Raw genomic sequence first — 26,467 nt, forward strand, 5'->3', positions numbered from 1 at the left:
GTGGCGCCCCGGGCGTCACCCCCGGAGCGCCGCCCCCGGCGTCACTTCCCGTCCCCGCCGACCATCCGCCGCAGCCGCCGCGCCGCCTCCCGGCGCAGCTCCCGCCGGGCCCGCCGCTGCTCGCCCCGGTCGATCCGGGGATCGGTGGCCACCTCGTACCGCCGCACGTACGTCCCGACGAAGCCCTGCAGGGTCGCCGCCGCCGGGATCGCGATCAGCGCGCCCACCGCGCCGAGCAGCGCCGCGCCCGCGATCACCGCGCCGAAGGCCACCGCCGGGTGCACGTCCACGGTCCGCGCGGTGATCCTCGGGTGCAGCAGGTAGTTCTCGACCTGCTGGTAGACCACCACGAAGACCAGCACCCAGAGCGCGTCCACCGGCTCCACGGTCAGCGCCACCAGCACCGGCAGCGCCCCGGCCAGGTACGTCCCGATGGTCGGCACGAACTGCGACATGACGCCCACCCAGACCGCCAGCGCCGCCGAGTAGGGCAGGTCGAGCAGCGCGAACATCACCCAGTGCCCGGCGGCCGAGACCACCGCGAGCAGCGCCCGGGAGTAGAGGTAGCCGCCGGTCTTGGCGAGCGCGATCTCCCAGGCCCGTAGCACCTCGCCCTGCTTGGCGGGCGGCAGCAGCGAGCAGACCGTCCGGCGCACCCGTGGGCCCTCGGCGGTGAAGTAGAAGGTGAACAGCCCGACCGTGAAGGCCTGGAAGAGCCCGCCGATCACGGTGGAGGAGACGCCCCAGACGTTGTCGGCGGCCTGCTGGGCGTAGTTCTCGATGGTGCCGGAGTCCTTGAGCAGCTTCTTCTGCAACTCGCCCAGGGACAGGTCCTGATGGAAGGTCCGGTTGATCCAGTTGATCAGGTTGTCGACCAGGTGCGGCAGGTCCCCGGCGATCTTCGCCACCTGGTCGACCAGCAGCGTGCCGAGCGCCGCGAGGAAGCCGAGCACCGCGACCCCGACCGTGACGAACACCAGGAAGGTGCCGACCCCCCGGCGCACCCCGCGCGCCGCCATCCGGTCGACGGCCGGCTCCAGCGCGAGCGAGAGGAAGAAGGCCACCAGCAGCATCACGAAGAGGTCGATCAGCTGCCGGAAGGCCCAGTCGGCGAGCTGGAACAGCCCGACCAGCACGAGGAACAGCACCATCGCCCGGGGCAGCCAGCGCGGCATCCCGCCGCCCCACAGACCGCCGCCCCCACCCGCACGCTCACCGTCGGCCCGTACCTCGTCAGCCGGTCGTACCTCGTCGGCCGGCCGCACCGAACTGTCCGATTTCCTCTGCTCTGCGCTGCTTGTCACCCGGACAGTCTGTCCCATACCGGGCGGCGGGCCGCGCTCAGCGCAGCAGCGTCGAGACCCCCTGGGTCTCGCAGACCACGCGCCAGACGTCCTTGGCCTCCCAGCCCGCCTCCAGTGCCTGGCGCACCGACCGCCCGCCCAGCTCGGTCATCACGTGGTCGGTCGCGAACGACTCCGCGTACGCCTCCCCGAAGTGCGCGTACATCCGTCGCCAGAACTCCGTCAGCCTCATGGCTCAAGTATCCCTGCCCGGCGGCGGGCGACCCGGGCCCGCCGCCGGCGCGGACCCCCGGCCTCGCCGCACGGGTCACCGCGGCAGCGCCAGCAGCCCCGCCCCGAAGTACTGTCGATCGCCGCAGGCGTACGGCCCCGGCGGGCAGCCGGCCGCCGCCGTGCTCGCGAGCAGTGCCGCCAGCGCGTCGGAGCCGAGGTCGGGGTGCAGCGCCGCCGCCACCGCGATCGCGCCGGTCACGTGCGCGGCCGCCATCGAGGTGCCGGCCAGCGCCGTGTACTGCCCGCCGGGCCAGTCGGAGACGATCGCGTTCTGCGGTCCACCGTCCGGGTCGCCGCCGGGGGCGGCCAGCGAGATCCGGCCGCGCCCGTAGTTGGAGTAGGCGGACGGGTGGCCGTCCCGGTTCACGGCGGCGACGGTGACGACGCCGGGCAGTTCGCCGGGCAGCCGGACGCACTCGGTGCCCAGGTAGCGGGTCTGCGCCGGACCGGTGACCCGGTCGTTGGGGCTGCGCTCGTCGGTCCGGGGGGCGCCGAGGTCCTGCGCGTCGTTGCCCGCCGAGGCGACCACCACCGCGCCCTTGCTCCGGGCGTACCCGGCGGCCCGGTCGACGGCGGCGATCAGCGCGGCCTGGTCCCGGTCCTCGGGGCAGTTGTACTTCCACGGGTCGGCGAAGTAGCTGTTGTTGATCGCCTTGGCGCCGTGGTCGGCGGCCCAGAGCAGCCCGCAGACGATGTTCTCGGCGTAGTACTGCCCGAGCGGTCCGAGCAGCCGGACGGCGGCGATCCGCACGCCGGGCGCGACCCCGGTGACGCCGCGGCCGTCCCGGGCGGCGCCGACGATCCCGGCGACGTGCGTGCCGTGGCCGCTCTCGCCCACCCCGGGGTCGGGCCGCCAGGCGCCGGTGCGGGCGTCGGGCCGGCCGTCGGCGCAGGAGGCGGAGGCCTTCGGGTCGACCGCGGCGCGCAGGTCCGGGTGGGTGTCGTCCACGCCGGAGTCCAGGACGGCGACCAGCACCCGGTGCAGCGTCCCGGGGTCCGGCACGCCGCTCGCGGGGGCGCCGTTCGGCGCCGGGGACGCGTTCGGCGCCGGGGACGCGTCGCCGGCCCGCGTCGCGGTCGCGCCGAGCAGGGCGAGGTTCCAGGCGCCGCCTTCGGCCGGGTCGGGCACGGTGGCGGTCCCGCTGTCCGCCCGGTCGGCGCCGGCGCGGTCCGCACCGGCGGTCCCGCGTTCGCCGCGGCCCGCGCCCGCCGTGAAGTCCCCGGCCCCGTCCACCGCCCGGGGCGGCGCCACCACCGGCGCGGTCCGGGTCGCACCGACGGCGGCGATCCCGGGCCGGGTGCGCACCTTGTCCGCGAACCCTCCGGTCGCGTACGCCAGGACGGCCCCGATCTGCGGGTACTCCTGCACCACCTGTCCGCCCGCCGCCCGGCTCTCCGCCCCGGCCCGGGCCGCACCGGACGCGTCCTCCCGCGCGGCCAGCACCAGGTAGCTGAGGTAGGGGCGCCCCGGCCCGGAGACGTACGGGACGGCCCCGCCCACCACGAGCGCCGTGAGGAGCATCGCGAGCAGGGCCCGGGCGGGTCCGCGGACCCGGCGGCGCCGGCCGGCGCGGGCGGGCCTGTCCGACGGGTGCGCCTGCGCCATCGCACGGTCTCCGCTCGTCGGTCCGGTGGGTCACGGATGGATCATGCTTCCAAATCATCACCATATGAGCGGATTGTCGTTTCTGCTCCCCGGCTTGCACCTCCCCTGGCCCCTCCCGCCCGCACCCCTCGCACGGCCGCCTCGCCTGCCCCCGCCCTCGCCCCGCGCCCGGTCGCCCCACCCGGCCCAGCTCGCCACGCGCACGGTTGTCGGTCCCACCCGGCACCATGGGGGCATGGCGCCCCAGCACCCGACCCCGCCCGGCGATGACTCCCCGCCGGCCGACGACTCCCTGGCCGGCTTCGCCCCGGCCACCCGGGCCTGGTTCACCGGTGCCTTCTCCGCCCCCACCACCGCCCAGGCCGAGGCCTGGCGCGCCATCCGGCGGGAGACGGACGTCCTGGTGGTCGCCCCCACCGGCTCCGGCAAGACGCTCGCCGCCTTCCTCTCCGCCCTCGACCGGCTCAGCAGCACCCCGCCCCCGGCCGAGCCCAAGCACCGCTGCCGGGTCCTCTACGTCTCACCGCTCAAGGCCCTCGCGGTGGACGTCGAACGGAACCTGCGCGCCCCGCTCACCGGCCTGCGCCAGGCCGCCGTCCGGCTCGGCCTGCCCGAGCCGGAGGTCCAGGTCGCGATCCGCTCCGGCGACACCCCGGCGGCCGACCGCCGCCGCTTCGCGACGCACCCGCCCGACATCCTGATCACCACCCCCGAGTCGCTGTTCCTGCTGCTCACCTCGGCCGCCCGGGAGGCCCTGCGCGGCGTGGACACGGTGATCCTGGACGAGGTGCACGCGGTCGCCGGCACCAAGCGCGGCGCCCACCTCGCGCTCACCCTGGAGCGGCTGGACGAACTGCTGGAGCGCCCGGCCCGCCGGATCGGCCTGTCCGCGACGGTCCGCCCGGTCGAGGAGGTGGCCCGCTACCTGAGCCCGCAGCGCGGCGCCGTCGTCGTCCAGCCCCCCGCCGACAAGGACTTCGACCTGTCGGTGGTCGTCCCCGTCCCCGACCTGGACGACCTGCCCGCCGCGCCCGCCACCGGCGGCGCCGCCGACAGCGACCCGCAGCGGCAGGCCTCGATCTGGCCGCACGTCGAGGAGCGGATCGTCGACCTGGTCGAGGCGCACCGCTCGACCATCGTGTTCGCCAACTCCCGCCGCCTGGCCGAGCGCCTGTGCAACCGGCTGAACGAGATCGCCCACGAGCGCGCCACCGGCGCCGTCGTCCCCGAGGCGCACGCCCCGGCCCAGCTGATGGGCGGCTCGGGCGCGGCCAAGGGCGCTCCCGCGGTCATCGCCCGGGCCCACCACGGCTCCGTCTCCAAGGAGCAGCGCTCACTGGTCGAGGAGGAGCTGAAGGCCGGCCGGCTGCCCGCCGTGGTCGCCACCTCCAGCCTGGAGCTGGGCATCGACATGGGCGCCGTCGACCTGGTCGTCCAGGTCGAGTCCCCGCCCTCGGTCGCCTCCGGCCTGCAGCGGGTCGGCCGGGCCGGCCACCAGGTCGGCGCCGTCTCCACCGGCGTCTTCTTCCCCAAGTACCGGGGCGACCTGGTGCAGTCCGCCGTGGTCACCGAGCGGATGCGGGCCGGCCGGATCGAGGCGCTGCGCATCCCGCGCAACCCGCTGGACGTGCTCGCCCAGCAGCTGGTCGCGATGACGGCCCTGGACGCCTGGCCGGTGGACGAGCTGCTCGCCGTGGTCCGCCGCGCCGCGCCCTTCGCCACCCTCCCGCAGTCCGCCTTCGACGCGGTGCTCGACATGCTGGCCGGCCGTTACCCCTCGGACGCCTTCGCCGAGCTGCGCCCCCGCGTGGTGTGGGACCGGGTGGCCGGCACCGTGACCGGCCGCCCCGGGGCCCAGCGCCTGGCCGTCACCTCCGGCGGCACCATCCCCGACCGCGGCCTGTTCGGCGTCTTCATCGCGGGCACCGACCCCAAGAAGGGCGGTGGCCGGGTCGGAGAGCTCGACGAGGAGATGGTCTACGAGTCCCGCGTCGGCGACGTGTTCACCCTGGGCACCACCTCCTGGCGGATCGAGGAGATCACCCACGACAAGGTGCTCGTCACCCCCGCCCCCGGGATCCCCGGCCGGCTCCCCTTCTGGAAGGGCGACACCCTCGGCCGCCCGCTCGAACTCGGCCGCGCCCTCGGCGCGTTCACCCGTGAGCTGGGTGCGCTGCAGCCCGAGGCCGCCACCGAGCGCCTCAAGCGGGCCGGCCTGGACGACTGGGCCGCCGCCAACCTGCTCGACTACCTCGCCGAACAGCGCAAGGCCTGCGGCCACCTCCCGGACGACCGCACCATCGTGGTCGAGCGCTTCCGGGACGAGCTCGGCGACTGGCGGATCGTCGTCCACTCCCCCTTCGGCGCGCAGGTGCACGCCCCCTGGGCCCTCGCCCTCGGTGCCCGGCTGCGCGAGAAGCACGGCCTGGACCCCCAGGTCATGCACGCCGACGACGGCATCGTGCTCCGCCTCCCGGACGCCGATCTGCTGGCCCCCGACTTCGATTTCAGCAGCCCTTCCGAACCCGCGGGTTCGGCCCCGGACGACGCCCCGGTCGGCGCCGACGCCGCCCTGTTCGACCCCGGCGAGATCGAGCAGCTGGTCACCGACCAGGTCGGCGGCTCCGCCCTGTTCGCCTCCCGCTTCCGCGAGTGCGCCGGCCGCGCCCTGCTGCTCCCGCGCCGCAACCCCGGCCGCCGCACCCCGCTCTGGCAGCAGCGCCAGCGCGCCGCCCAACTCCTCGAGGTCGCCTCCGAGTACGGTTCGTTCCCGATCGTGCTGGAGGCCGTCCGGGAGTGCCTGCAGGACGTCTTCGACGTCCCCGGCCTGGTCGAGCTGATGGGCGACCTCGAGTCCCGCGCCGTCCGCCTGGTCGAGGTCACCACCGCCGAACCCTCGCCGTTCGCCCGCTCGCTGCTCTTCGGCTACGTCGCCCAGTTCCTCTACGAGGGCGACTCCCCGCTCGCCGAGCGCCGGGCCGCCGCCCTGTCGCTCGACTCCCGGCTGCTGTCCGAACTCCTCGGCCAGGCCGAGCTGAGCGAGCTGCTCGACCCCGAGGTGCTCGCCGAGTTGGAGGCCGAACTCCAGCGCCTCACTCCCGAGCGCCGGATCAAGGACGCCGAGGGCGTCGCCGACGCCCTGCGCCTGCTCGGCCCGCTCGCCGAGGCCGAGTTGACCGTCCGCGGCGCCGAGCCGCTCTGGGCCCTGGAGTTGGAGGCCGCCCGCCGGGTGATCCAGGTCCGGATCGCCGGCGAGCGGCGCTGGGCCGCGATCGAGGACGCCGGACGGCTGCGCGACGCGCTCGGCACCCCGCTGCCGGTCGGCGTCCCCGAGGCCTTCACCGAGCCGGTCAAGGACCCGCTGGGCGATCTGATCGCCCGCCACGCCCGTACCCACGGCCCGTTCACCGCCGCCGAGGCCGCCGACCGCTTCGGCCTGGGCACCGCCGTCGTCACCGGCACCCTGCACCGCCTCACCGCCGCCGGCCGCCTGGTCCAGGGCCAGTTCCGGCCCGCGGAGAGCCACATCGCCCCCGAGTGGTGCGACGCCGAGGTGCTGCGCCGGCTGCGCCGCCGCTCGCTGGCCGCGCTGCGCCAGGAGGTCGAGCCGGTCCCGCCGCGCGCCCTGGCCGCCTTCCTCCCGCAGTGGCAGCACCTGGCCGGCCACCGGCTGCGCGGCCCGGACGGCCTGCTCCGGGTGGTCGAGCAGCTCCAGGGCACCGCGCTGCCCGCCTCCGCCCTGGAGAAGCTGGTCCTCCCGGCCCGGCTCGCCGACTACTCCCCCGGCCTGCTGGACGAGTTGACGGCGGCCGGCGAGATCGGCTGGTGCGGGGCCGGCGCGCTGCCCGGCAAGGACGGCTGGCTGAGCCTCCACCTCGCCGAGAACGCCCATCTGCTGCGCCCGGAGCCCGTCCCGCCCGCGCTCACTCCGCTGCACAGCGCGCTGATGTCCGCACTGGCGGGCGGCTACGGCCTGTTCTTCCGCCAGCTCGTCCAGCAGCTCCCGGAGGAGACCCCGGAGCCCGAGGCCGTCGCGGCCCTCTGGGACCTGGTCTGGGCCGGCTACGTCACCAATGACACCCTCGCCCCGCTGCGCGCCCTGCTGGGCTCCGGGCGGACGGCGGGCGCGACCGCCCACCGCGCGCCCCGGGCCACCCCGCGCGGCCGCTACGGCGGCGCGGGCCGCGCCTTCGGCCGGGCCGGCGGCGCCCTGCGCAGCGGCCCGCCGACGGTGGCCGGGCGCTGGTCGCTGCTGCCCGCCTTCGCCGCCGACCCGACGGTCCGGGCCACCGCCCGGGCGCAGAACCTGCTGGACCGGCACGGCCTGCTCACCCGCGGCACGGTGGCGGCCGAACGGGTGCCCGGTGGCTTCGCCGGGGTCTACCGGGTGCTGGCCGCGATGGAGGAGCGCGGCCGGGCCCGCCGGGGCTACTTCGTCGAGGGCCTCGGCGGCGCCCAGTTCGCCATGGAGGGCGCGGCCGACCGGCTGCGCTCGGTCAGCGGCCGGCTGGAGCGGGCCCGGGCCGCCGAGTGGCCGGCCGCCCCGGCCACCGAGCCGCCGCAGACGCTGGTGCTGGCCGCCGCCGACCCGGCGAACGCCTATGGCGCCGCCCTGCCGTGGCCGGAGCCGCCGACCGCCCCCGGGGGCAAGGAGTCCACGGCCCACCGCCCGGGCCGCAAGGCGGGCGCGCTGGTGGTCCTGGTGGACGGCGATCTGGCGCTGTACGTGGAGCGCGGCGGCAAGTCCCTGCTGGCCTGGCCGGAGGACGGGGCCACCCGGGCGCTCGCGGCGGGAGCGCTGGCCGCCGCCGTCCGCGAGGGCGCCCTCGGCAGCGTCACGGTGGAGCGGGCCAACGGCGAGCCCGCCCTCGGCTCGGACCTCGGCCGCGCCCTGGAGGAGGCCGGTTTCCACGCCACCCCGCGCGGCCTGCGCCTGCGCCCGTAGGCCAACGCCGCGGGCGCCCCGAACACACCGGAGGCCGCGGGGTCCAGGACCCCGCGGCCTCCGGCCACGTCTGATCACCCGATCGGTGGCGGCTGCGCCTCCACCGGCCGTACCGGTTCCCCGCGTCGGCGGGGGGCGGGTCCGGTCGCGTTCCGGTCGGCATGAACCGGTATGAGACCGAGGCCCCAGCCTCCGGCCGCGAGCAGCCCGAGCACCGCGCCGTCGGCCGACTGCCCCCGGACGACCAGGAGCCACCAGGCGAGCCCGGCCGCCACCGCCGCCAGGACCCACCGCACCGGACGCCGCACCCGGAACAACAGCCGGAGCAACAGTCGCGCCCGTGCCCGTATTCGGGCCATCGGGCGCACCATCGTGTCTCTCCGCACGACCGCCCTCCCTTCGCTCGCCCCGGGCGGGTACGCCCGGGAGTCGAGGCCGGGATCAGGCGGCGACCACGTCCATCGCGGCGGCCTTGGGCGACATGTTCGCCCGGTCGGTGCCGGGGGCGGGCAGCGGAACCGGTTCGAGTACCGGCCTCAGCAGATCACCTTCGGAGAGGGTGGCCATCGCCGCAAGTTCGGCGAGCGACAGTTCGTCGCTGACCTCGCGCATGACCTCGGACATCCGGACGTCGAGTGCGTCGCAGATGGCGGAGAGCAGCTCCGAGGAGGCCTCCTTCTGTCCCCGCTCGACCTCGGAGAGGTATCCGAGCGAAACCCTGGCTGCCGCCGACACCTCGCGGAGTGTGCGGCCCTGGCGCTGGCGCTGCCGACGCAGTACATCGCCCAGTAGGCGACGGAGCAGGATCATCGGTGCCTCCCTCCTCGGACTGCGGATCGAGATGTCACGCCCCCACCGTACCGCCTTGCCCGCATCGCGTGCGGGGACCCTGGTCGTGTTCACTCTGGGCTGCAAGGCTGTCCCCCTCCTCGTTCCGGTGTCGTACCGGGGTTCGCGGGCCCCTCGTGGTACCCGATGCGGGCCACCCGGCCACCGTCACGCAATTCGTTCGCCACCTGGTTTCTGCCCAACCAGGCCGTTGGATGTAACACGATCCTCCAGCTGTGACATACCCGGGCACCGGATCGGCGGATCTCGGTTCGGTGGAGATCCGCCGGAGCGGGTGCCCTACCGTGCGAGCCGACCGACGAGCAGCTCCAGTGCGGCAGTCACTGCCTCGTGACGGATTGTGGCACGCCCGCCCGACAGCAGGGGCGAACTGACCAGAGTTCCCCCCGGGCCGGCGACCGCCAGGTGTACGGTGCCCACCGGCTGTCCGTCCTGCGGGTCGGGACCGGCCACCCCGGTGGTCGCGAGCCCGTACGTCGCCCCCAGCAGCCCGCGCACCCCCTCGGCCATCTGCCGGGCCACCACCGGGTGGACCGGCCCGTACACGTCCAGCAGGCCCTCGTCCACCCCGAGCACGGAGGCCTTCAGCCCGGTCGCGTACACGGTGACCGAGCCCCGGAAGGTCGCGGACGCCCCGGGGACGTCCACCAGGGCGGCGGCCAGCAGGCCGCCGGTCAGCGACTCGGCGACGGCCAGCGTGCCGCCCTCGGCCCGCAGCGCGGCGTGCGCCCGCTCGGCCAGCCGGTAGTCGTGCTCCGCCACTCGTCTCCCCCGTCGCTCAACGGCCCGCGCGTTCCGCGGCCTGTCCCTCGCGGCGCAGTCGCAGCGCCTGGCCGACGTAGTCCAGCGCGGTGCCGACGGTCAGCAGCACCGCCACCCCCATCAGCACGGCCCGCCCGGTGGCCAGCCACCCGGTCAGGGCCAGCACGTACATGCCGACCGCGGTGCCCTGGGTCAGCGTCTTGAGCTTGCCGCCGCGGCTGGCCGGGATGACCCCGTAGCGGATCACCCAGAACCGCATCAGCGTGATGCCCAGCTCGCGGGCCAGGATCACCACGGTGACCCACCAGGGCAGGTCGCCGAGCAGCGAGAGGCCGATCAGCGCCGAGCCCATGATCGCCTTGTCCGCGATCGGGTCGGCGATCTTCCCGAAGTCGGTGACCAGGCCCTTGCGGCGGGCCAGTTCACCGTCGAACAGGTCGGTGATCATCGCGACGGCGAAGGAGGCCCAGGCGACCGAGCGCCACTTGGGGTTGTGCCCGCCGTCGGCGAACAGCAGCAGCACGAAGACCGGCACCAGCAGCACCCGGACCATCGTGAGCACGTTGGCGATGTTCCAGATCCTCGGGGTCGACGGCACCGCGGCCGCCGGTCTCCCCGGGTGGGCCGCGGCCGGGGCGCCGGGCCCCTTGGTCATGCCCCGGCTCCCGGGACCAAGCGGACCCGCACCTGCTCCAGCGCCTCGGCGATCAGGTCGACGCCCTCGCTGGCGACGACCTTGGCCCGCCAGAACTGCCCGACCTCGGGGGCCTCGACGCCCTCGAGGGTGGTCAGGCCGTCGGTCTCCGGTGCCTGGTGGAGGGCCCGGCCCTCGACCACGCCGTCCTCGACCGACTCGATCAGCACCTCGACCTCGGTGCCGATCCGCTGCTCGGCCCGCTGGGCGGTCATCTCCTCGGCCAGCCGGCTCAGCCGGTCCAGCCGCTCGGCGATCACGTCCTCGGGGAGCTTGCCGTCGTAGGTCGCGGCCTCGGTGCCGTCCTCGTCCGAGTAGCCGAAGACTCCGATCGCGTCCAGCCCGGCGTGCGTGACGAAGCGCTCCAGCTCGGCGAAGTCCTCCTCGGTCTCACCGGGGAAGCCGACGATGAAGTTGGACCGGGCGCCGGCCTGCGGGGCCTTGTCGCGGATGGTCCCCAGCAGCTCCAGGAACTGGTCGGTGGAGCCGAAGCGGCGCATCCGGCGCAGCACGGCGGGCGCCGAGTGCTGGAAGGACAGGTCGAAGTAGGGCACCACGTCGGCGGTCCCGGTCATCGCGTCGATCAGGCCCGGGCGCATCTCGGCCGGCTGCAGGTAGGAGACCCGCACCCGCTCGACGCCCTCGATCGCGGCGATCTCGCCGAGCAGCGTCTCCAGCAGCCGGATGTCGCCGAGGTCCTTGCCGTACGAGGTGTTGTTCTCGCTGACCAGGACGATCTCGCGGACGCCCTGCCCGGCCAGCCACTGGGCCTCGTGCAGCACGTCGGAGGGGCGGCGGGAGATGAAGGACCCGCGGAAGGCCGGGATGGCGCAGAAGGAGCAGCGCCGGTCGCAGCCGGAGGCGAGCTTGACCGAGGCGACCGGGTTGTCGTCCAGCCGCTTGCGCAGGGTGCGCGGGCCGGAGGCCGGGGCGAGGCCCTCGGGCAGGTCGGTGATCGGCTCGGCGGCGGCCTCGGCGCCGTGGCCGGGCAGTGCGACGGCCTCGGCGGCGGACTGCCGCTCGGCGGGGCTGATCGGCAGCAGCTTGCGGCGGTCGCGCGGGATGTGCGGGGCGTGGTGGCCGCCGGAGAGGATGGTCTGCAGGCGGTCGGAGATGTCGGAGTAGTCGTCGAAGCCGAGCACGCCGTCCGCCTCGGGCAGCGCGTCGGCGAGCTCCTTGCCGTACCGCTCGGCCATGCAGCCGACCGCGACGACGGCCTGGGTGCGGCCGTGCCCCTTGAGGTCGTTGGCCTCCAGCAGGGCGTCCACGGAGTCCTTCTTGGCGGCCTCGACGAAGCCGCAGGTGTTGACGACGGCGACGTCCGCTTCGGCGGCGTCGTCGACGAGCAACCAGCCGTCGGCTTCCAGTCGCCCGGCGAGTTCCTCGGAGTCCACCTCGTTGCGGGCGCATCCGAGCGTGACAAGGGCGACAGTACGGCGTTCAGGCATAGGGCCAAGATTAACGCGCGGCCTCCGGTGCCGTTCGCCCCGGAGGCCGCGCGCCTCGAATCAGCTGATCATCACGGGGCCTCGCCGGCCCCTGTGGTCAGCCCGCCTGCGGGTCTCCGGGGGTGTACGTGACGTGCACCACCTGCCCGTCCTTGCCGAGGAGGCCGAGGTCCTTGCCGTTGACGTACGCGTGCACGGCCCCGCCGTTGCCGAGCACCAGCCGGATCTGCTTGGGGTCGGTGAAGGTCTGGTCCTGGCCGTCGCTGATGTTGTTCTGGAACAGCGACTTGCCGCTGCTGTTCATCGCCGAGACCCAGCTGGTGCCCTCGGCGACCAGCTTCACGGTGACCTTGTCGGCCGGGACGGCGGCGATCGCGGCGGCGCTCGGCGCGGGCGCCGGCGGCTGGACGGCGGGCGTCGCGGCGGGGGCGACCGAGCCGGTGCCGGAGCCGCTGGGCAGCGGCGCGCTGGCGGAGCCGGTGGTGCCGTGCCCGCCCTTGCCGCTGACCAGGTTGAAGCCGATCAGGGCGACCACCGCGACGATCGCGGCGACCATGGCGGCCGCCCAGTTCGGCCGGCCGCGGCTGGGCACCTTGATCGGGCCGCTGTCGATCAGCCCGCTCGCCGGGCGCTTGGCGGCGGGCGGGCCGCCGTGCGCGGCGTCGTAGCGGGCGACCAGCTCGTCGCCGTCCACGCCGACGGCACGGGCGATCAGGCGGATGTGTCCGCGGGCGTAGAAGTCGCCTCCGCAGCGACCGAAGTCGTCCTCCTCGATGGCATGGACGATCGGCACCCGGACGCGGGTGGCGGTACTCACCTGGTCCACCGTGAGTCCCGCGTCGATCCGGGCGGCGGACAGCACCCGGCCGATGCTCGGGGCATCGGCCGACTGCACCGCGTCGTCGGTCGGTTCGACGGACGACGGAGTGTTCTCGCGGTCGGGAGACTTGCCGATGGTCACGGGGCACGCCTTTCGAGCGGATGGCCACCTGCTGGGGAACAGTCTAGGGGCGTGGGCGGATCGTTTCTCAAGCGGAGCAGGACCGAACGTGCGCGCCCGCTCCGACCGGGGTCCGGCACCCCGTTGACCGGCCGTCAGCGGAGCCGCACGCGGGGAACCCCGGGATCGCTTTCCGGCCTGTGACGCGGTGTGTGGACGTTGGGTTCCGCGGGGCTCCCCGAACCGCGCCTACCCTCCTCCGAACGAGTGATACCTCGTCCGGGACACGGGGCCGTCCGGCGCACCGGGCGACGGACGGCACGGCGGCAGCGGACGGCCCGAGGGCGACGGACGGCACGGCGGCAGCGGACGGCCCTGCGCGTCAGCCCCGCAGGGTCACCAGCACCCCGTCCAGCTCGTCCGGCTGCACCAGGACGTCGCGGGCCTTGGAGCCCTCGCTGGGGCCGACGATCCCGCGCGACTCCATCAGGTCCATCAGCCGGCCCGCCTTGGCGAAGCCGACCCGGAGCTTGCGCTGGAGCATCGAGGTCGAGCCGAACTGGGTGGAGACCACCAGCTCGGCCGCCTGGATAAGCAGGTCCAGGTCGTCGCCGATCTCCTCGTCGATCTCCTTCTTCGGCCCGCCGCCGACCGTCACGTCGTCCCGGTAGACGGCGCCCAGCTGGTCCTTGCAGTGCTGCACCACCCTGGCGATCTCCGCCTCGGTGACGAATGCGCCCTGCATGCGGATCGGCTTGCTCGCGCCCATCGGCAGGAAGAGCGCGTCGCCCTTGCCGATCAGCTTCTCCGCGCCGGGCTGGTCCAGGATGACCCGGGAGTCGGCCATCGCGGAGGTCGCGAAGGCCAGTCGGGAGGGCACGTTGGCCTTGATCAGACCGGTGACCACGTCCACCGAGGGCCGCTGGGTGGCGAGCACCAGGTGGATGCCGGCCGCGCGGGCCAGCTGGGTGATCCGGACCACCGAGTCCTCGACGTCGCGCGGCGCGACCATCATCAGGTCGGCCAGCTCGTCGACGATCACCAGCAGGTACGGGTACGGCCGCAGCTCCCGCTCGCTGCCCAGCGGCGGGGTGACCTTGCCGGCCCGCACCGCCGCGTTGAAGTCGTCCACGTGCCGGAAGCCGAACGCCGCGAGGTCGTCGTAGCGCGTGTCCATCTCGCGGACGACCCACTGGAGGGCCTCGGCGGCCTTCTTGGGGTTGGTGATGATCGGCGTGATCAGGTGCGGGATGCCCTCGTACGCGGTCAGCTCGACCCGCTTGGGGTCGACCAGCACCATCCGCACCTCGTCCGGGGTGGCCCGGGCGAGGATCGAGGTGATCAGGCAGTTGATGCAGGACGACTTGCCCGCGCCGGTCGCGCCGGCCACCAGGATGTGCGGCATCTTGGCGAGGTTGGCCATCACGGTGTGGCCCTCGACGTCCTTGCCCATGCCGACGACCATCGGGTGCGTGTCCTCGGCGGCCGTGCGCGAGCGCAGCAGGTCGCCGAGGTTGACCATCTCGCGGTCCCGGTTGGGGATCTCGATGCCGACCGCGGACTTGCCCGGGATCGGGCTGATGATCCGCACGTCCGGGCTGGCGACCGCGTACGCGATGTTCTTGGCGAGCGCGGTGATCCGCTCCACCTTGACGGCCGGGCCGAGCTCGACCTCGTAGCGGGTGACCGTCGGGCCGCGGGTGAAACCGGTGACCCGGGCGTCCACCTTGAACTCGGTGAAGGTGCTGGTGAGCTGGGCGACCACCTCGTCGTTGAGGGCGCTGCGGGCCTTCGCGGGGCCGCCGCGCTCCAGCAGGTCGAGGGAGGGCAGCGCGTAACCGATGCCCTCGCCGAGCCGGAGCTGCTCCATCCGCACCGGCGCCGGGCCGTGCTCCTCGGGCGCGTCCGGGCCACTGCGGGCGGCCGGGACGGCGGGCTCCTCCGGCGGTGCGGTGTGGTCCTGCACCTGGTGCATCATGTCCGCCACCGCGGAGGAGGCCGGCACGCCGTAGACCAGCGCACCGTCCAGGTCGGCGGCCGCGCCGGCGGCGAGGTCGCGGGTGGCGTACGGGTCCAGCGGCTCCTTGTCCAGGGAGACCCGGACGGCCGCCGGGTCGTCCGGATCGCTCCGCCTGCGCCCGCGGCGGCGCCGCCGGGCGCCCACCTCGTCCGTCGGGTCGTCACCATCGGTGTCCACGGTGAACGGCAGCGCGTCGGGGTCGGCGTCCTCCGGCGGTTCGGTGGACAGTTCGCGCTCCGGCGCACGCCCCCTGCGCAGCTCGTCCTCGGGCCCGGGCTCGACCACGCCGAGCCGTATGCCGACCCACCGGACCCGCTCGCCGATGCGGTTGACGGGTGTGGCGGTGACCACCAGCAGGCCGAAGAAGGCCAGCAGCAGGAGCAGCGGCACGGCGAGCGCCGGCCCGGCGGCGGCCATCATCGGGGTGGACGCGGCCCAGCCGATGATGCCGCCGGCCGCCCTTATCCGGGAGGCGCCGCTGCCCATCATGGGCGCGCCGCAGCCGATGTGGACCAGGCCGAGGACGCCGATCAGCAGGGTGCTCAGCCCGATCATGATCCGGCCGTTGGCCTCCGGCAGCTCCGGGTGGCGCCAGAGCCGGATCGCGATCGCGGCCAGCAGGAACGGCACCAGCACGTCGAGCCGGCCGAACATTCCGGACACCACGGCGGTGGCCGCTTCGCCCAGCCAGCCCTGCGGGCTGAACCAGGTGCCGGCGGCGGTCACCAGCGCGAGCGCGAACAGCAGCAGGCCCACCCCGTCCTTGCGGTGGGCCGGGTCGAGGTTCTTGGCACCGTCGCCGAAGCCCCGGAAGATCGCGGCGATCGGACTCGCCAGGGCGTTCAGGGCGCCCATCAGCACCGACCGGGACGGCTTGGGTGGCGGCGGGGCCGACTTGGCCGCCGCCTTCTTCGCGGGAGCCGCCTTCTTCGCCGCCGCCTTCTTCACGGGTGGCTTGCCCGGGGCTTTCGCCGCGGCCTTCTTGGACGGTCCCGGACTCGTCTTACGTGCTGCGTTTCCGGGCGTGCGAGTGGCCATGGCTCAGCAGCCTACCGGGGTGGACCACCGGTGCACATGCGCCCGAGCCGGGCCGCCCGGACGTGTCGCAGACACACCGTCACACTGACCGGGATTCACCCGACCGCCGCACGGAACCACCCGGACGGGTGAACGTACGGCAGCGGATCAGGAGCTTCCGGGGCGCATCGCGTCCAGTGCCCGGCGCAGCGCCACGAGCTTGCGCTCCAGGTGCGCGGCGGTCGCCGCCACCCCGGCGTCCTCGACCTCGTCCAGCTGCTTGCCGAGCGCCTCCGCCTGCTCCTCGACCGCCGCCAGCCGCGCGGACAGCTCGCCCAGCAGCGCCCCGCCGAGGGCCGGCTCGCCGCCGCCCGCCTCGAGTTGCAGCCGCAACAGCGCGGCCTGCTCCTTCAGCTGGCAGTTCTTCACGTACAGGTCGACGAAGACGGAGACCTTGGCGCGCAGCACCCACGGGTCGAAGGGCTTGGAGATGTAGTCCACGGCCCCGGCCGCGTAGCCTCGGAAGGTGTGGTGCGGGCCGTGGTTGAGCGCGGTCAGGAAGATGATCGGGATGTCCCGGGTGCGCTCGCGGCGTTTGATGTGGGCGGCGGTCTCGAAACCGTCCATCCCGGGCATCTGGACGTCCAGCAGGATCACCGCGAAGTCGTCGGTGAGCAGCGCCTTGAGCGCCTCCTCGCCGGAGGCGGCGCGCACCAGTGTCTGGTCCAGCGCCGAGAGGATCGCCTCCAGTGCCAGAAGGTTCTCCGGTCGGTCGTCGACCAGGAGGATCTTCGCCTTCTGCATCAGGGCCCGCCCTCCTGTCGCCTGCCTGCCGCCCGGTGCCGGCACCCGCGTACTGCCCACCGCTACCCCGGTCATGCTAGCCGCACCCCCTCGCCCGGCACATCGCTCCGTCGTGATCCGATCCGGAGCGGCGCGCAGCCAGTACCCCGGCGCACGCTCAGCAGGGCGTCGCCATCCGGTCACTGTTCGCAACGATCGGTGACCCTACCGGGTTCCCGGGCCCGTCCGCCAGCAAACCGGCCGCCCGGGAGGCGCGGACCCCGGGGCCCGCGACGGGGTTCGCGCCTCCCCCGCCCGCCCTGCGCCCGGCTCGTTTCGCTCGCTCACGCACGGTCCCCGCTCAGCCAGTCGTGCATCACCGACAGCAGGTGATCGGTCTCCACCGGCTTGGTGATGTGGTCGGTGGCACCCGCCTCCAGCGACTTCTCCCGGTCGCCCATCATCGCCTTGGCGGTCAGCGCGATGATCGGCAGGCCGGCGAACTGGGGCATCCGGCGGATCGCCTCGGTGGTCGCGTAGCCGTCCATCTCCGGCATCATGATGTCCATCAGGACCAGCGCCACGCTCTCGTGCTGCTCCAGCATCTCGATGCCCTCGCGGCCGTTCTCGGCGTACAGGACGGTCAGGCCGTGCTGCTCCAGCACGCTGGTGAGGGCGAACACGTTGCGGACGTCGTCGTCCACGATCAGCACCTGCTGGCCGTCGAAGCGCCGGTCGCCGTTGACCGGGCGGGGCTGCACGGGCTCCACCGCCCGCGGCCCGGCGGCGCTCTCCAGGGCTGCGCTGCGTCGGCGCTCCACGGCGCCCCGGCGGCGCTCCTCGGCCAGCTCGCGGACCTCCTGGGCCCAGTGGTCGGCCGGGTTCTCACCGACCGGCACCGGCAGGCCCACCGGGGTCACGCCGACCGAGGCGCGCGGTGTCTGGGTGTTCGACGCGGACGGGCGCTCGCCCGGGCGCGGCTCCCCGGCGGTGTCCGGGGCCTCGGTGCGCAGCGGCAGGTAGAGCGTGAACGTGGAGCCCTTGCCCAGCTCGCTCTCGGCGTGGATCTCGCCGCCGAGCAGCCGGGCGATCTCGCGGCTGATCGACAGGCCGAGGCCGGTGCCGCCGTACTTGCGGCTGGTGGTGCCGTCGGCCTGCTTGAACGCCTCGAAGATCTCCCGCAGCTTGTTGTCGGGGATGCCGATGCCGGTGTCGGAGACCGAGAAGGCGATCAGCTCGTCGTCCGGGCCCTGGATCGAGCCGGACTCCAGCAGCCGCTCGCGCACGTGCTGCGGCACCTCCGCGCCGGCCGGGCGGATCGAGAAGTCCACGGCCCCGGCGTCGGTGAACTTCACCGCGTTGGAGATCAGGTTGCGCAGCACCTGCTGGAGCCGCTGCTCGTCGGTGTGCAGGGTGACCGGCAGGGCGGACGAGACCCGGACGGCGAAGTCCAGGTTCTTGTCCAGCGCGACCGGCTGGAAGGTGGCCTCCACGTAGTCGACCAGCTGGACCAGGGCGATCCGGGCCGGGCGGACGTCCATCTTGCCCGCCTCGACCTTGGACAGGTCGAGGATGTCGTTGATCAGCTGGAGCAGGTCGGAGCCGGCGCCGTGGATGGTGTCGGCGAACTCGACCTGCTTGGGCGAGAGGTTGCCCTCGTTGTTGTCGGAGAGCAGCTTGGCCAGGATCAGCAGCGAGTTGAGCGGGGTGCGCAGCTCGTGCGACATGTTGGCGAGGAACTCGCTCTTGTACCGGGAGGCCAGGGCGAGTTGTTCGGCGCGCTCCTCCAGGACCTGCCGCGCCTCCTCGATCTCGCTGTTCTTGATCTCGATGTCGCGGTTCTGCTGGGCGAGTTGCTCGGCCTTCTCCTGCAACTCCTCGTTGGTGCGTTCCAGTTCCTCCTGGCGCGCCTCCAACTCGGCCGATCGCATGGAGAGTTCGGCGGTGAGGCGCTGGGACTCCAACAGCAGGCCCTCGGTCTTGGTGTTGACGCTGATGGTGTTGACGGTGACGCCGATCAGGTCGGCGATCTGGTTCAGGAAGTCCAGTGCGACGGTGGTGAAGGAGCTGAAGGTGGCCAGCTCGATCACGCCCAGCAGCCGGCCCTCGAACAGCACCGGCAGCACCACGATGTGCGCCGGGGAGGCCTCGCCGAGGCCGGAGGCGATCTTGAGGTAGCCGGGGGGCGCCTCCTTGAGGATGATCGCCCGCTTCTCCACCGCGGCCTGGCCGATCAGCGACTCGCCGGGGCGGAAGGTGGTCGGCATCGCCCGCCGCTGGTAGCCGTAGCTGCCGATCAGGCGCAGCACGGTGTCGTTCTCGTCGTCGTCCTCGGTGATCAGCTCGGCGGTGCGGCCGGCCGGCTGGGCGAGGAAGAAGGCGCCGTGCTGGGCGGAGACCACCGGGGTCAGCTCGGTCATGATCAGCGAGGCGACCGCCTCCAGGTCCCGGCGGCCCTGGAGCAGGCCGGAGATCCGGGCGAGGTTGGTCTTGAGCCAGTCCTGCTCCTGGTTGGTGCGGGTGGTCTCGCGCAGGTTGGCGATCATCTGGTTGATGTTGTCCTTGAGCTCGTCGAGCTCGCCCGCGGCGTCCACGTCGATCCGCAGGCTCAGGTCGCCCCTGGTCACCGCGGTGGCGACCTGGGCGATCGCGCGCACCTGCCGGGTCAGGTTGTTGGCCAGTTCGTTCACCGACTCGGTCAGGTCCTGCCAGGTGCCGTCCACGCCGGGCACCCGGGCCTGACCGCCGAGCCGTCCGTCGGTGCCCACCTCGCGGGCGACCCGGGTCACCTCGTCGGCGAACGCGGAGAGCTGGTCGACCATGGTGTTGATGCTGGTCTTGAGCTGGAGGATCTCGCCGCGCGCGTCGACGTCGATCTTCTGCGAGAGGTCGCCGCGGGCGACCGCAGTGATCACCAGCGCGATGTTGCGCACCTGGCCGGTCAGGTTGTTGGCCATCAGGTTGACGTTGTCGGTCAGGTCCTTCCAGATGCCGGCCACCCCCGGCACGCTCGCCTGACCGCCCAGGGTGCCGTCGGTGCCCACCTCGCGGGCCACCCGGGTGACCTCCACCGCGAAGGAGGACAGCTGGTCGACCATGGTGTTGAGCGTCGCGGCGAGCGCCGCCACTTCGCCCTGCGCGTCGATGGAGATCTTCTTGGAGAGGTCGCCGCGGGCCACCGCACCGGCGACCTCGGCGATGTTGCGCACCTGGCCGGTCAGGTTGGACGCCATGAAGTTGACGTTGTCGGTCAGGTCCTTCCAGATGCCCGACACCCCGCGCACCCGCGCCTGGCCGCCCAGGATCCCCTCGGTGCCCACCTCGCGGGCGACCCGGGTCACCTCGTCGGCGAACGCCGACAGCTGGTCGACCATGGTGTTGACGGTGGTCACCAGCTCCAGGATCTCGCCCCGGGCGTCGACGGTGATCTTCTTCGACACGTCGCCGCGCGCCACCGCGGTGGTCACCTCGGCGATGTTGCGGACCTGACTGGTCAGGTTGTTGGCCATCAGGTTGACGGAGTTGGTCAGGTCCTTCCACGTCCCGGACACCCCGGGCACGCTCGCCTGGCCGCCGAGGATGCCCTCGGTGCCGACGTCCCGGGCCACCCGGGTCACCTCGTCCGCGAAGGACGACAGCTGGTCCACCATCGTGTTGATGGTGTTCTTCAGCTCCAGGATCTCCCCGCGCGCGTCCACCTGGATCTTCTGCGACAGGTCGCCCTTGGCGACCGCGGTCGTGACCTGGGCGATGTTGCGCACCTGATCGGTGAGGTTGTTCGCCATGAAGTTGACGTTGTCGGTCAGGTCCCGCCACACCCCGGCCGCCCCGGGCACCTGCGCCTGACCGCCCAGCCGGCCCTCGGTGCCCACCTGGCGGGCCACCCTGGTCACCTGCTCGGCGAAGCCGGAGAGCTGGTCCACCATCGTGTTGATGGTGTTCTTCAGCTCCAGCATCTCGCCGCGCGCGTCCACCTCGATCTTCTGCGAGAGGTCGCCGCGCGCCACCGCCGTGGTCACCTGGGCGATGTTGCGGACCTGGCCGGTCAGGTTGTCGGCCATGAAGTTCACCGAGTCGGTGAGGTCCCGCCAGACCCCGGCCACCCCCGGCACCTGCGCCTGACCGCCGAGGCGCCCCTCGGTGCCGACGTCCCGGGCCACCCCGGTGACCTGCGCGGCGAAGCCGTTCAGCTGGTCCACCATCGTGTTGACGGTGTTCTTCAGCTCCAGCATCTCGCCGGCCACCTCGACGGTGACCTTGCGGGACAGGTCGCCCTTGGCCACCGCCGTGGTCACCTGGGCGATGTTGCGCACCTGCGCGGTGAGCCGCCCGGCCATGGTGTTGACCGAGTCCGCCAGGTCCTTCCAACTGCCCGACACGCTACGGACCTTGGCCTGGCCGCCGAGCTTGCCCTCGGTGCCGACCTCGCGGGCCACCCGGGTCACCTCGTCGGTGAACTCCGAGAGCTGGTCCACCAGTCCGTTGACGGTCCGCCCGATCTTCAGGTACTCGCCGCGCAGCGGGTGGCTCACCCCGTTGCTGTGCAGCGAGCGCAGCTCCATCTTCTGGTCCAGGTCACCCTCGGCGATCGAGGTCAGCACCCGGCCCACCTCGGACATCGGACGGGCCAGGTCGTCGATCAGCGCGTTGCAGTTGTCGACCGCCGCCATCCAGGCGCCCTCGCCGGCGCCGGTCTCCAGCCGCTCGTTCAGCCGGCCCTCCCGGCCCACCGCCCGCCGCACCCGGGCCAGTTCACCGGTCAGGTGCTGGTTGCGCTCGGCGACCTCGTTGAACACCGCGGCGATCTCCGCCAGCGGCCCGTCACCCGGAACCGTCAGTCGGCGGCGGAAGTTGCCGTCCCGCATCGCTGTCAGCGCGGACAGCAGCTTGCGCAGCTCGGCGGGTTCCGCGCCGCGGTTGTGACTCACTCGCCGGCCGGCCGCGTTCCGCGGCGCGGTCCCGGAGCGGCCGCCGCGCTGGGCGGGCGGCGTCGTACCGGTTGCGTCCTTGGTGGCCGAACTCAACGGGCCCCTCCCACATCGTGAACTGTCCGGTGGCCGCCCGTGCCGGTGCGGCACGTGCCCGGGCACCGGCCCGGCTGGGCTGTGTACCGGCGGCCTGCGCGCACCGGCACCCACACGACCGTACTGCTCGTACCGGTCATCGCGGACCCCCCAGTCTGGCAGCACTGGCGCCCGGTGTACGGCCGGTTGCGCACGGTTGGTACCGCACCGTCCGAAACAGGTGGGCAGAATCACCCTCAGGTGCCTGTTTCGACTCCCCACCCCCACGGGGAACCAAGCGGAAAGTAGGGTGGAGCGCTGCACCGGGCCACGACCCGACCCAGCGACGCCGCTCACCCCGACGGCGCGCGCGGGGAAGTCGGCGCCGCACCCCGGACAGCGCCAGGGCAAGAGCAGCAGAGGAGAAGTGGCAACGTGGTCACCGCGCGCGCAGCCGCCACCTTCGACCCCGACGGCCGGTCCGCGGCCGCCGCCCGGGGCTTCGTCCGCGATGCGCTGCTCGGCTGGGGCCTGCCGGAGGTCGTCGACGACGCGATCGTGCTGGTCAGCGAACTGGTCACGAACGCCGTCGTGCACGCCGGCACCGCCGCCGAGGTCTGCTGCCTGCGCGAGGAGGAGACCGTCCGGATCGAGGTCACCGACCACCACCCGGAACGCGGCCTGCCCTCCCTCGGCGACGGGCCCGTGACCGCTTCCGACCGCTACGCCGACCCCGACGGCGAGGGCGGCCGCGGTCTGCTGATGTGCTCCGCCCTCGCCGAACGGTGGGGCGTCGAGTACGCGGCCGGCCGGAAGACCGTCTGGTTCCGCCTCCAGCTGCCCGCACACGTGCTCGGCACCCGCTACGCCGTTCCCGCCACCCCCGGCAGCGACCTGCCGAGCAGTGCCGGCCCGGTGCACGTCGCCGTCGTCCAGCTCGACGAGGACGGCCGCGTCCTGGCCTGGAACCCGGACGCCGAAGCCCTCTTCCAGTACCCCGCCGCCACCGCTCTCGGCCGCCCCTGGGCCGACCTCGCCGTCTGGCCGCAGTCCCCCGGCCGCGGCCTCGCCCTGACCGACACCCTGCGGCTGGCCCGCTGGGAGGGCGGCTACGGGATCCGCCGCCAGGACGGCCACGAGGTCGAGGTGTACGGCGTCCAGGTGCGCGTGCGCGACACCGAGGGCGTCCCGTCCACCCTCTGTCTGCTCGTCCTCGACCCCGACCGCGCCGTCCTGCGCTCCCCCGCCCGCGCCCTGCCCGGCGAGCGCCCCGACCCGGCCGGCCCCCGCCTCGACCTGATGGCAGGCCCGGTCGCCACCGACGACCTCGACACCCTGCTGCAGCGCACCGTCGAACGCGCCCGCGACCTGCTCGACGGCGACGCCGCGTACCTGCTGCTCACCACCGACGACGAGACCGAGTTCGAGGTCCGCGCCGCCACCGGCCTCACCTCCGGACACCGCCGGCACAACCGTTTCCCGATCGAGACCGGCAACCGCTACGACTCCGCCCGGCTGCCCTCCGTCCACGAGGACCTCACCGCCCGCCCCACCGGCCTGCCCCTGCTCTCCGACAGCGGCATGCGCTCCCTGCTCACCGTCCCGCTCAAGGTCGAGGGCCGCCTGATCGGCTCGCTCGGCATCGCCGCCACCGCACCCGGCCGCTACGACAACGAGGACGCGCTGCGCCTGCAGTTCGCCGCCGACCGGGTCGCCCTGGCCGTCGAGAGCACCCGGCTGACCGAGCTCGAACGGCTGCGCCGCGGTTCGCTCTCCTTCCTGGTCGAGGCCTCCGACCTGCTGGCCGGAACCCTCGAACACGAACAGACCCTCGCGCTGATGGCCCAGATGGCCGTCCCCACCCTGGCCTCCTGGTGCGCCCTCTACACCACCGCCGACCACACCTCCCCGGCCCGGCTCGCCTTCGTCCTGCACGAGGACGAGGACCGCATCGACCCACTGCGCGACCTGCTCGACAAAACCCCCGTCCCCGAGGCCGGCCCCAGCCACGGCGTCCGCTTCTGGACGGCGCCCGCCAAGACCGCCGAGGCCGGCGGCCTCACCGACAGCCCCGAACTCGCCGGCCTGCTCGGCGAGACCGTCGTCATCGCGCTGACCGCCCGCAACCGCGTCATCGGCCTGCTGGCCCTCGGCGTCCCGGCCGGTGTCCGGTTCCGCCAGGAGATCCTCGAACTCGCCGAGGACCTCTCCCGCCGCGCCGCCCTCGCCCTCGACAACTCCCGGCTCTACTCCGAGCGCACCGCCACCAGCCAGGCCCTGCAGCGCAGCCTCCTCCCGCCGGACCTGCCCGAGATCCCGGGCGTCGAGGTGGACGTCTACTACCAGGCCGCCGGCGAGGGCAACGAGGTCGGCGGGGACTTCTACGACCTGTTCACCATCCGCGAGGGCACCTACGGCTTCGCCATCGGCGACGTCTGCGGCACCGGCCCCGAAGCCGCCTCGGTCACCGGCCTGGCCCGGCACTCGCTGCGGCTGCTCGCCCGCGAGGGCCTGGACGCCCCGCAGGTGCTCCGCCGCCTCAACGCGGCCATCCTGGACGAGGGTTCGCGCAGCCGCTTCCTCACCCTGCTCTACGGCGAGCTGACGCCCCGCCCGGACGGCAGCACCGAGCTCTCCCTGGTCTGCGCCGGCCACCCGCTGCCGCTGCGGCTGCGCACCGACGGCCGGGTCGACCGCGCCGCCACTCCGCAGCCGCTACTCGGCGTCATGGACGACCTCGACCTGACCGCCGAGCACCTGGTGCTCGCCCCCGGCGAGGTCCTGCTGTGCGTCACCGACGGCGTCACCGAACGCCGCGAGGGCCGGCGGATGCTGGGCGACGACGGCCTCGCCGAGGTGCTCACCGGCTGCACCGGTCTGACCGCCGGCGCCGTCGCGGCCCGCGTCCAGCGCGCGGTCGAACGCTTCGCCCCCGAGCCGCCGTCCGACGACATGGCGATCCTGACCCTGCGGGTGCCCAACCAGCGCCAGCCGTGAGCGTTCCACAGCTGACGCAGTCACAAATTGTTATATTCACAAGGGTACAAGCGTCCAAGGTCGGGTAAACCGATCTCACCGGGAATCCACCCGGCGGGGACGTGACCAGCGGGCTCTCCGCTGGCCCATCACTTCTGACCGCAGCCCGCGCACGCTCACAGCCGTGCGCCCTCGGCGCGGTCGCGCGCATCCACCCATCGAACGACACCACAGCGTCACTGCGCCCTGCGCGCGCCCAGAGTGAAAGGAGCCTCCGGTGAGCAACGACGCTACCGGGGCAACGAACGCCCGCTCCACCGGAGCCGACGCGGGTAACCTCGGCTACCTCGCCCTCGGCCTGACACTACTCGCCTACGGTCTGCTCTCCACCGGCATCCTGCACGGCGCCGGCATCGGGGACGCCGCCCACCTCGCCCACCTGCTCGGCGGCGTCACCCTCTTCATCGCGGGCCTCTGGCAGCTCCGCGGCGGCGAGGGCTTCACCGGCACCGCGTTCACCAGCCTCGGCGCCTTCTGGGCGACCTGGTCGGCGGCCGGCGGGGCCGGCAAAAACGCCGCCGGTCTCTTCCTGCTCCTGTGGGCCCTGCTCGCCCTCACCCTCACCGCGGCCAGTTGGGGCGCGGGCCTGCTCAGCCGCACCGTCTACGGCCTGATGACGCTCTCCCTGCTGCTCACCGCCATCGCCACCTTCGGTGGCCACAGCGGCCTGGCCAAGCTCGCCGGCTGGATCGCGGCCGCCTCCGGGCTCGCCGCCTGGTACTGGGCCACCTCGGCGCTGAGCAACGGATCCTGGGGAAAGCTCGCCCTGCCGGTCAAGTGAGCCGCTGACGGCTCAACCGACCTGTTCCCACCGCTCCTCGGCGGTACTGCGGGGTCGGGTCTCCGTCGAGACGGAGACCCGACCCCGTCGGCGTGCCGCCAACGCCAGCACGGCGTACGCGAGGAGGAGGATCACGACGGCGACGATCCCGTCCGCCCAGAAGTGATTGGCCGTCACGACGACCACCGCGATCGTCAGCACCGGGTGCAGCACCATGACCCACCGCAGCGAACTGCGCGACACCCGGACCACCGCGACCGCGGCCAGCACACACCAGGCGACGTGCACCGAGGGCATCGCCGACAGCTGGTCGGCCACCACCACCCCGCCGACCGCGCCCCCGTACACCGACTGCCCGTACTCCGCGGCCACGTCGACGAAACCGCTCCCCGGCAGCATCCGCGGCGGCGCCACCGGGATGAACTGCACCAGCAGACAGACCGCGGTCGTGATCACCACCGTGTTCCGCACCCACGCGTACCACTCGCGGTGCCGCACGAACACCCAGAGCAGGACACCCAGCATCACCGCGAAGTGCATGACCGCGTAGTAGTAGTTCGCCAGCCGCACCAGCACCGGGTACGGCGTGACCGCCGACTGCCAGGAGGCCTCGTCGGGCAACCCGATCACCTGCTCGGTGTGGTGGATCCAGCTCGCCCGGTCCACCGCATGGTCCGCGCTCATCACCGACAGGTGCCCGACCAACTGCCAGAGCGCGAACAACGCCAGCAGCGTGCCGGCCTCCCGCAGCAACGCCGACAGGGACGGCTTCCGAACCCTCGACGCGACGTACGCGCCGGCGTAGAGACCGGCGGCGGCGCCCCCGGCGGACTGCCAGGTCAGGGTCAGGTTCTGCATTGGCAGAGGGTAACGCAAAAAGCCCCCCTCCCGGATGGGAAGGGGGCTTTTTGGAATGATTGTTCGGCGGCGTCCTACTCTCCCACAGGGTCCCCCCTGCAGTACCATCGGCGCTGTAAGGCTTAGCTTCCGGGTTCGGAATGTAACC

15 protein-coding genes and 1 rRNA gene are annotated in these 26,467 nt (G+C 73.4%); 3 read left to right on the forward strand and 13 right to left on the reverse strand.

The features are described 5' to 3' along the window. Positions 1–41: 41 nt before the first annotated feature. From ACZ52J_RS30120 to ACZ52J_RS30130, 3 genes are all read right to left on the reverse strand, one after another. Entirely contained in the window at positions 42–1,304 is a 1,263-nt protein-coding gene (locus ACZ52J_RS30120) for an AI-2E family transporter (RefSeq protein ID WP_396289634.1), read from the reverse strand. 37 nt (positions 1,305–1,341) lie between these two features. Then, positions 1,342–1,536, reverse strand: coding sequence for a DUF3046 domain-containing protein (locus ACZ52J_RS30125; protein ID WP_360505164.1), 195 nt, complete (start codon positions 1,534–1,536; stop codon positions 1,342–1,344). A 75-nt stretch (positions 1,537–1,611) separates the two neighbouring features. Next, positions 1,612–3,183, reverse strand: a complete 1,572-nt coding sequence (locus ACZ52J_RS30130) for a S8 family serine peptidase (protein ID WP_465623224.1) — start codon at positions 3,181–3,183, stop codon at positions 1,612–1,614. 235 nt (positions 3,184–3,418) lie between these two features. Here ACZ52J_RS30130 and ACZ52J_RS30135 point away from each other — a divergent pair, with 235 nt between their 5' ends. Further along, complete coding sequence (locus tag ACZ52J_RS30135; RefSeq protein WP_465623226.1) at positions 3,419–8,128, forward strand: ATP-dependent helicase; 4,710 nt, start codon at positions 3,419–3,421, stop codon at positions 8,126–8,128. 441 nt (positions 8,129–8,569) lie between these two features. Here the strand turns inward: ACZ52J_RS30135 and ACZ52J_RS30140 are convergent, their stop codons facing one another. From ACZ52J_RS30140 to ACZ52J_RS30175, 8 genes are all read right to left on the reverse strand, one after another. Continuing rightward, complete coding sequence (locus ACZ52J_RS30140) at positions 8,570–8,938, reverse strand: helix-turn-helix domain-containing protein (protein WP_049660741.1); 369 nt, start codon at positions 8,936–8,938, stop codon at positions 8,570–8,572. A gap of 318 nt (positions 8,939–9,256) precedes the next feature. Beyond that, positions 9,257–9,739: a CinA family protein gene (locus tag ACZ52J_RS30145; RefSeq protein WP_465623228.1), complete on the reverse strand. Its 483-nt coding sequence runs from the start codon at positions 9,737–9,739 to the stop codon at positions 9,257–9,259. 16 nt (positions 9,740–9,755) lie between these two features. Then, a complete protein-coding gene (gene pgsA, locus ACZ52J_RS30150; RefSeq protein WP_465623230.1) occupies positions 9,756–10,394 on the reverse strand; it encodes a CDP-diacylglycerol--glycerol-3-phosphate 3-phosphatidyltransferase in 639 nt (212 codons plus the stop codon). Then, positions 10,391–11,881 (reverse strand): 30S ribosomal protein S12 methylthiotransferase RimO, encoded by a 1,491-nt coding sequence (rimO, locus tag ACZ52J_RS30155; protein ID WP_360505153.1) that lies wholly within the window; start codon positions 11,879–11,881, stop codon positions 10,391–10,393. Before rimO ends, pgsA begins: the two co-directional genes overlap by 4 nt. Positions 11,882–11,978: 97 nt before the next feature. Continuing rightward, positions 11,979–12,842, reverse strand: coding sequence for a helix-turn-helix domain-containing protein (locus ACZ52J_RS30160; RefSeq protein ID WP_360505151.1), 864 nt, complete (start codon positions 12,840–12,842; stop codon positions 11,979–11,981). A gap of 361 nt (positions 12,843–13,203) precedes the next feature. After that, positions 13,204–15,879: an FtsK/SpoIIIE family DNA translocase gene (locus tag ACZ52J_RS30165; RefSeq protein ID WP_465623232.1), complete on the reverse strand. Its 2,676-nt coding sequence runs from the start codon at positions 15,877–15,879 to the stop codon at positions 13,204–13,206. A gap of 147 nt (positions 15,880–16,026) precedes the next feature. Next, on the reverse strand, positions 16,027–16,665 hold the full coding sequence (locus ACZ52J_RS30170) for a response regulator (RefSeq protein WP_360505238.1): 639 nt from the start codon (positions 16,663–16,665) through the stop codon (positions 16,027–16,029). 320 nt (positions 16,666–16,985) lie between these two features. Further along, positions 16,986–21,569, reverse strand: coding sequence for a HAMP domain-containing protein (locus tag ACZ52J_RS30175; protein ID WP_465623254.1), 4,584 nt, complete (start codon positions 21,567–21,569; stop codon positions 16,986–16,988). Between the two features lie 510 nt (positions 21,570–22,079). Here ACZ52J_RS30175 and ACZ52J_RS30180 point away from each other — a divergent pair. Both ACZ52J_RS30180 and ACZ52J_RS30185 read left to right on the forward strand, forming a co-directional pair. Further along, the gene (locus tag ACZ52J_RS30180; protein WP_465623233.1) at positions 22,080–24,641 is read left to right on the forward strand and encodes a SpoIIE family protein phosphatase; all 2,562 of its coding nucleotides are present in this window, start codon (positions 22,080–22,082) and stop codon (positions 24,639–24,641) included. Positions 24,642–24,897: 256 nt separating this feature from the next. Continuing rightward, on the forward strand, positions 24,898–25,461 hold the full coding sequence (locus ACZ52J_RS30185) for a GPR1/FUN34/YaaH family transporter (protein WP_360505145.1): 564 nt from the start codon (positions 24,898–24,900) through the stop codon (positions 25,459–25,461). 12 nt (positions 25,462–25,473) lie between these two features. On the opposite strand, the gene ACZ52J_RS30190 is transcribed toward ACZ52J_RS30185, so the two are convergent. Beyond that, positions 25,474–26,319 (reverse strand): phosphatase PAP2 family protein, encoded by an 846-nt coding sequence (locus ACZ52J_RS30190; protein ID WP_465623236.1) that lies wholly within the window; start codon positions 26,317–26,319, stop codon positions 25,474–25,476. A gap of 61 nt (positions 26,320–26,380) precedes the next feature. Next, positions 26,381–26,467 (reverse strand): 5S ribosomal RNA (gene rrf / locus ACZ52J_RS30195); the annotation flags it as partial.

It is taken from the genome of Kitasatospora sp. NPDC034035 (assembly GCF_055575755.1).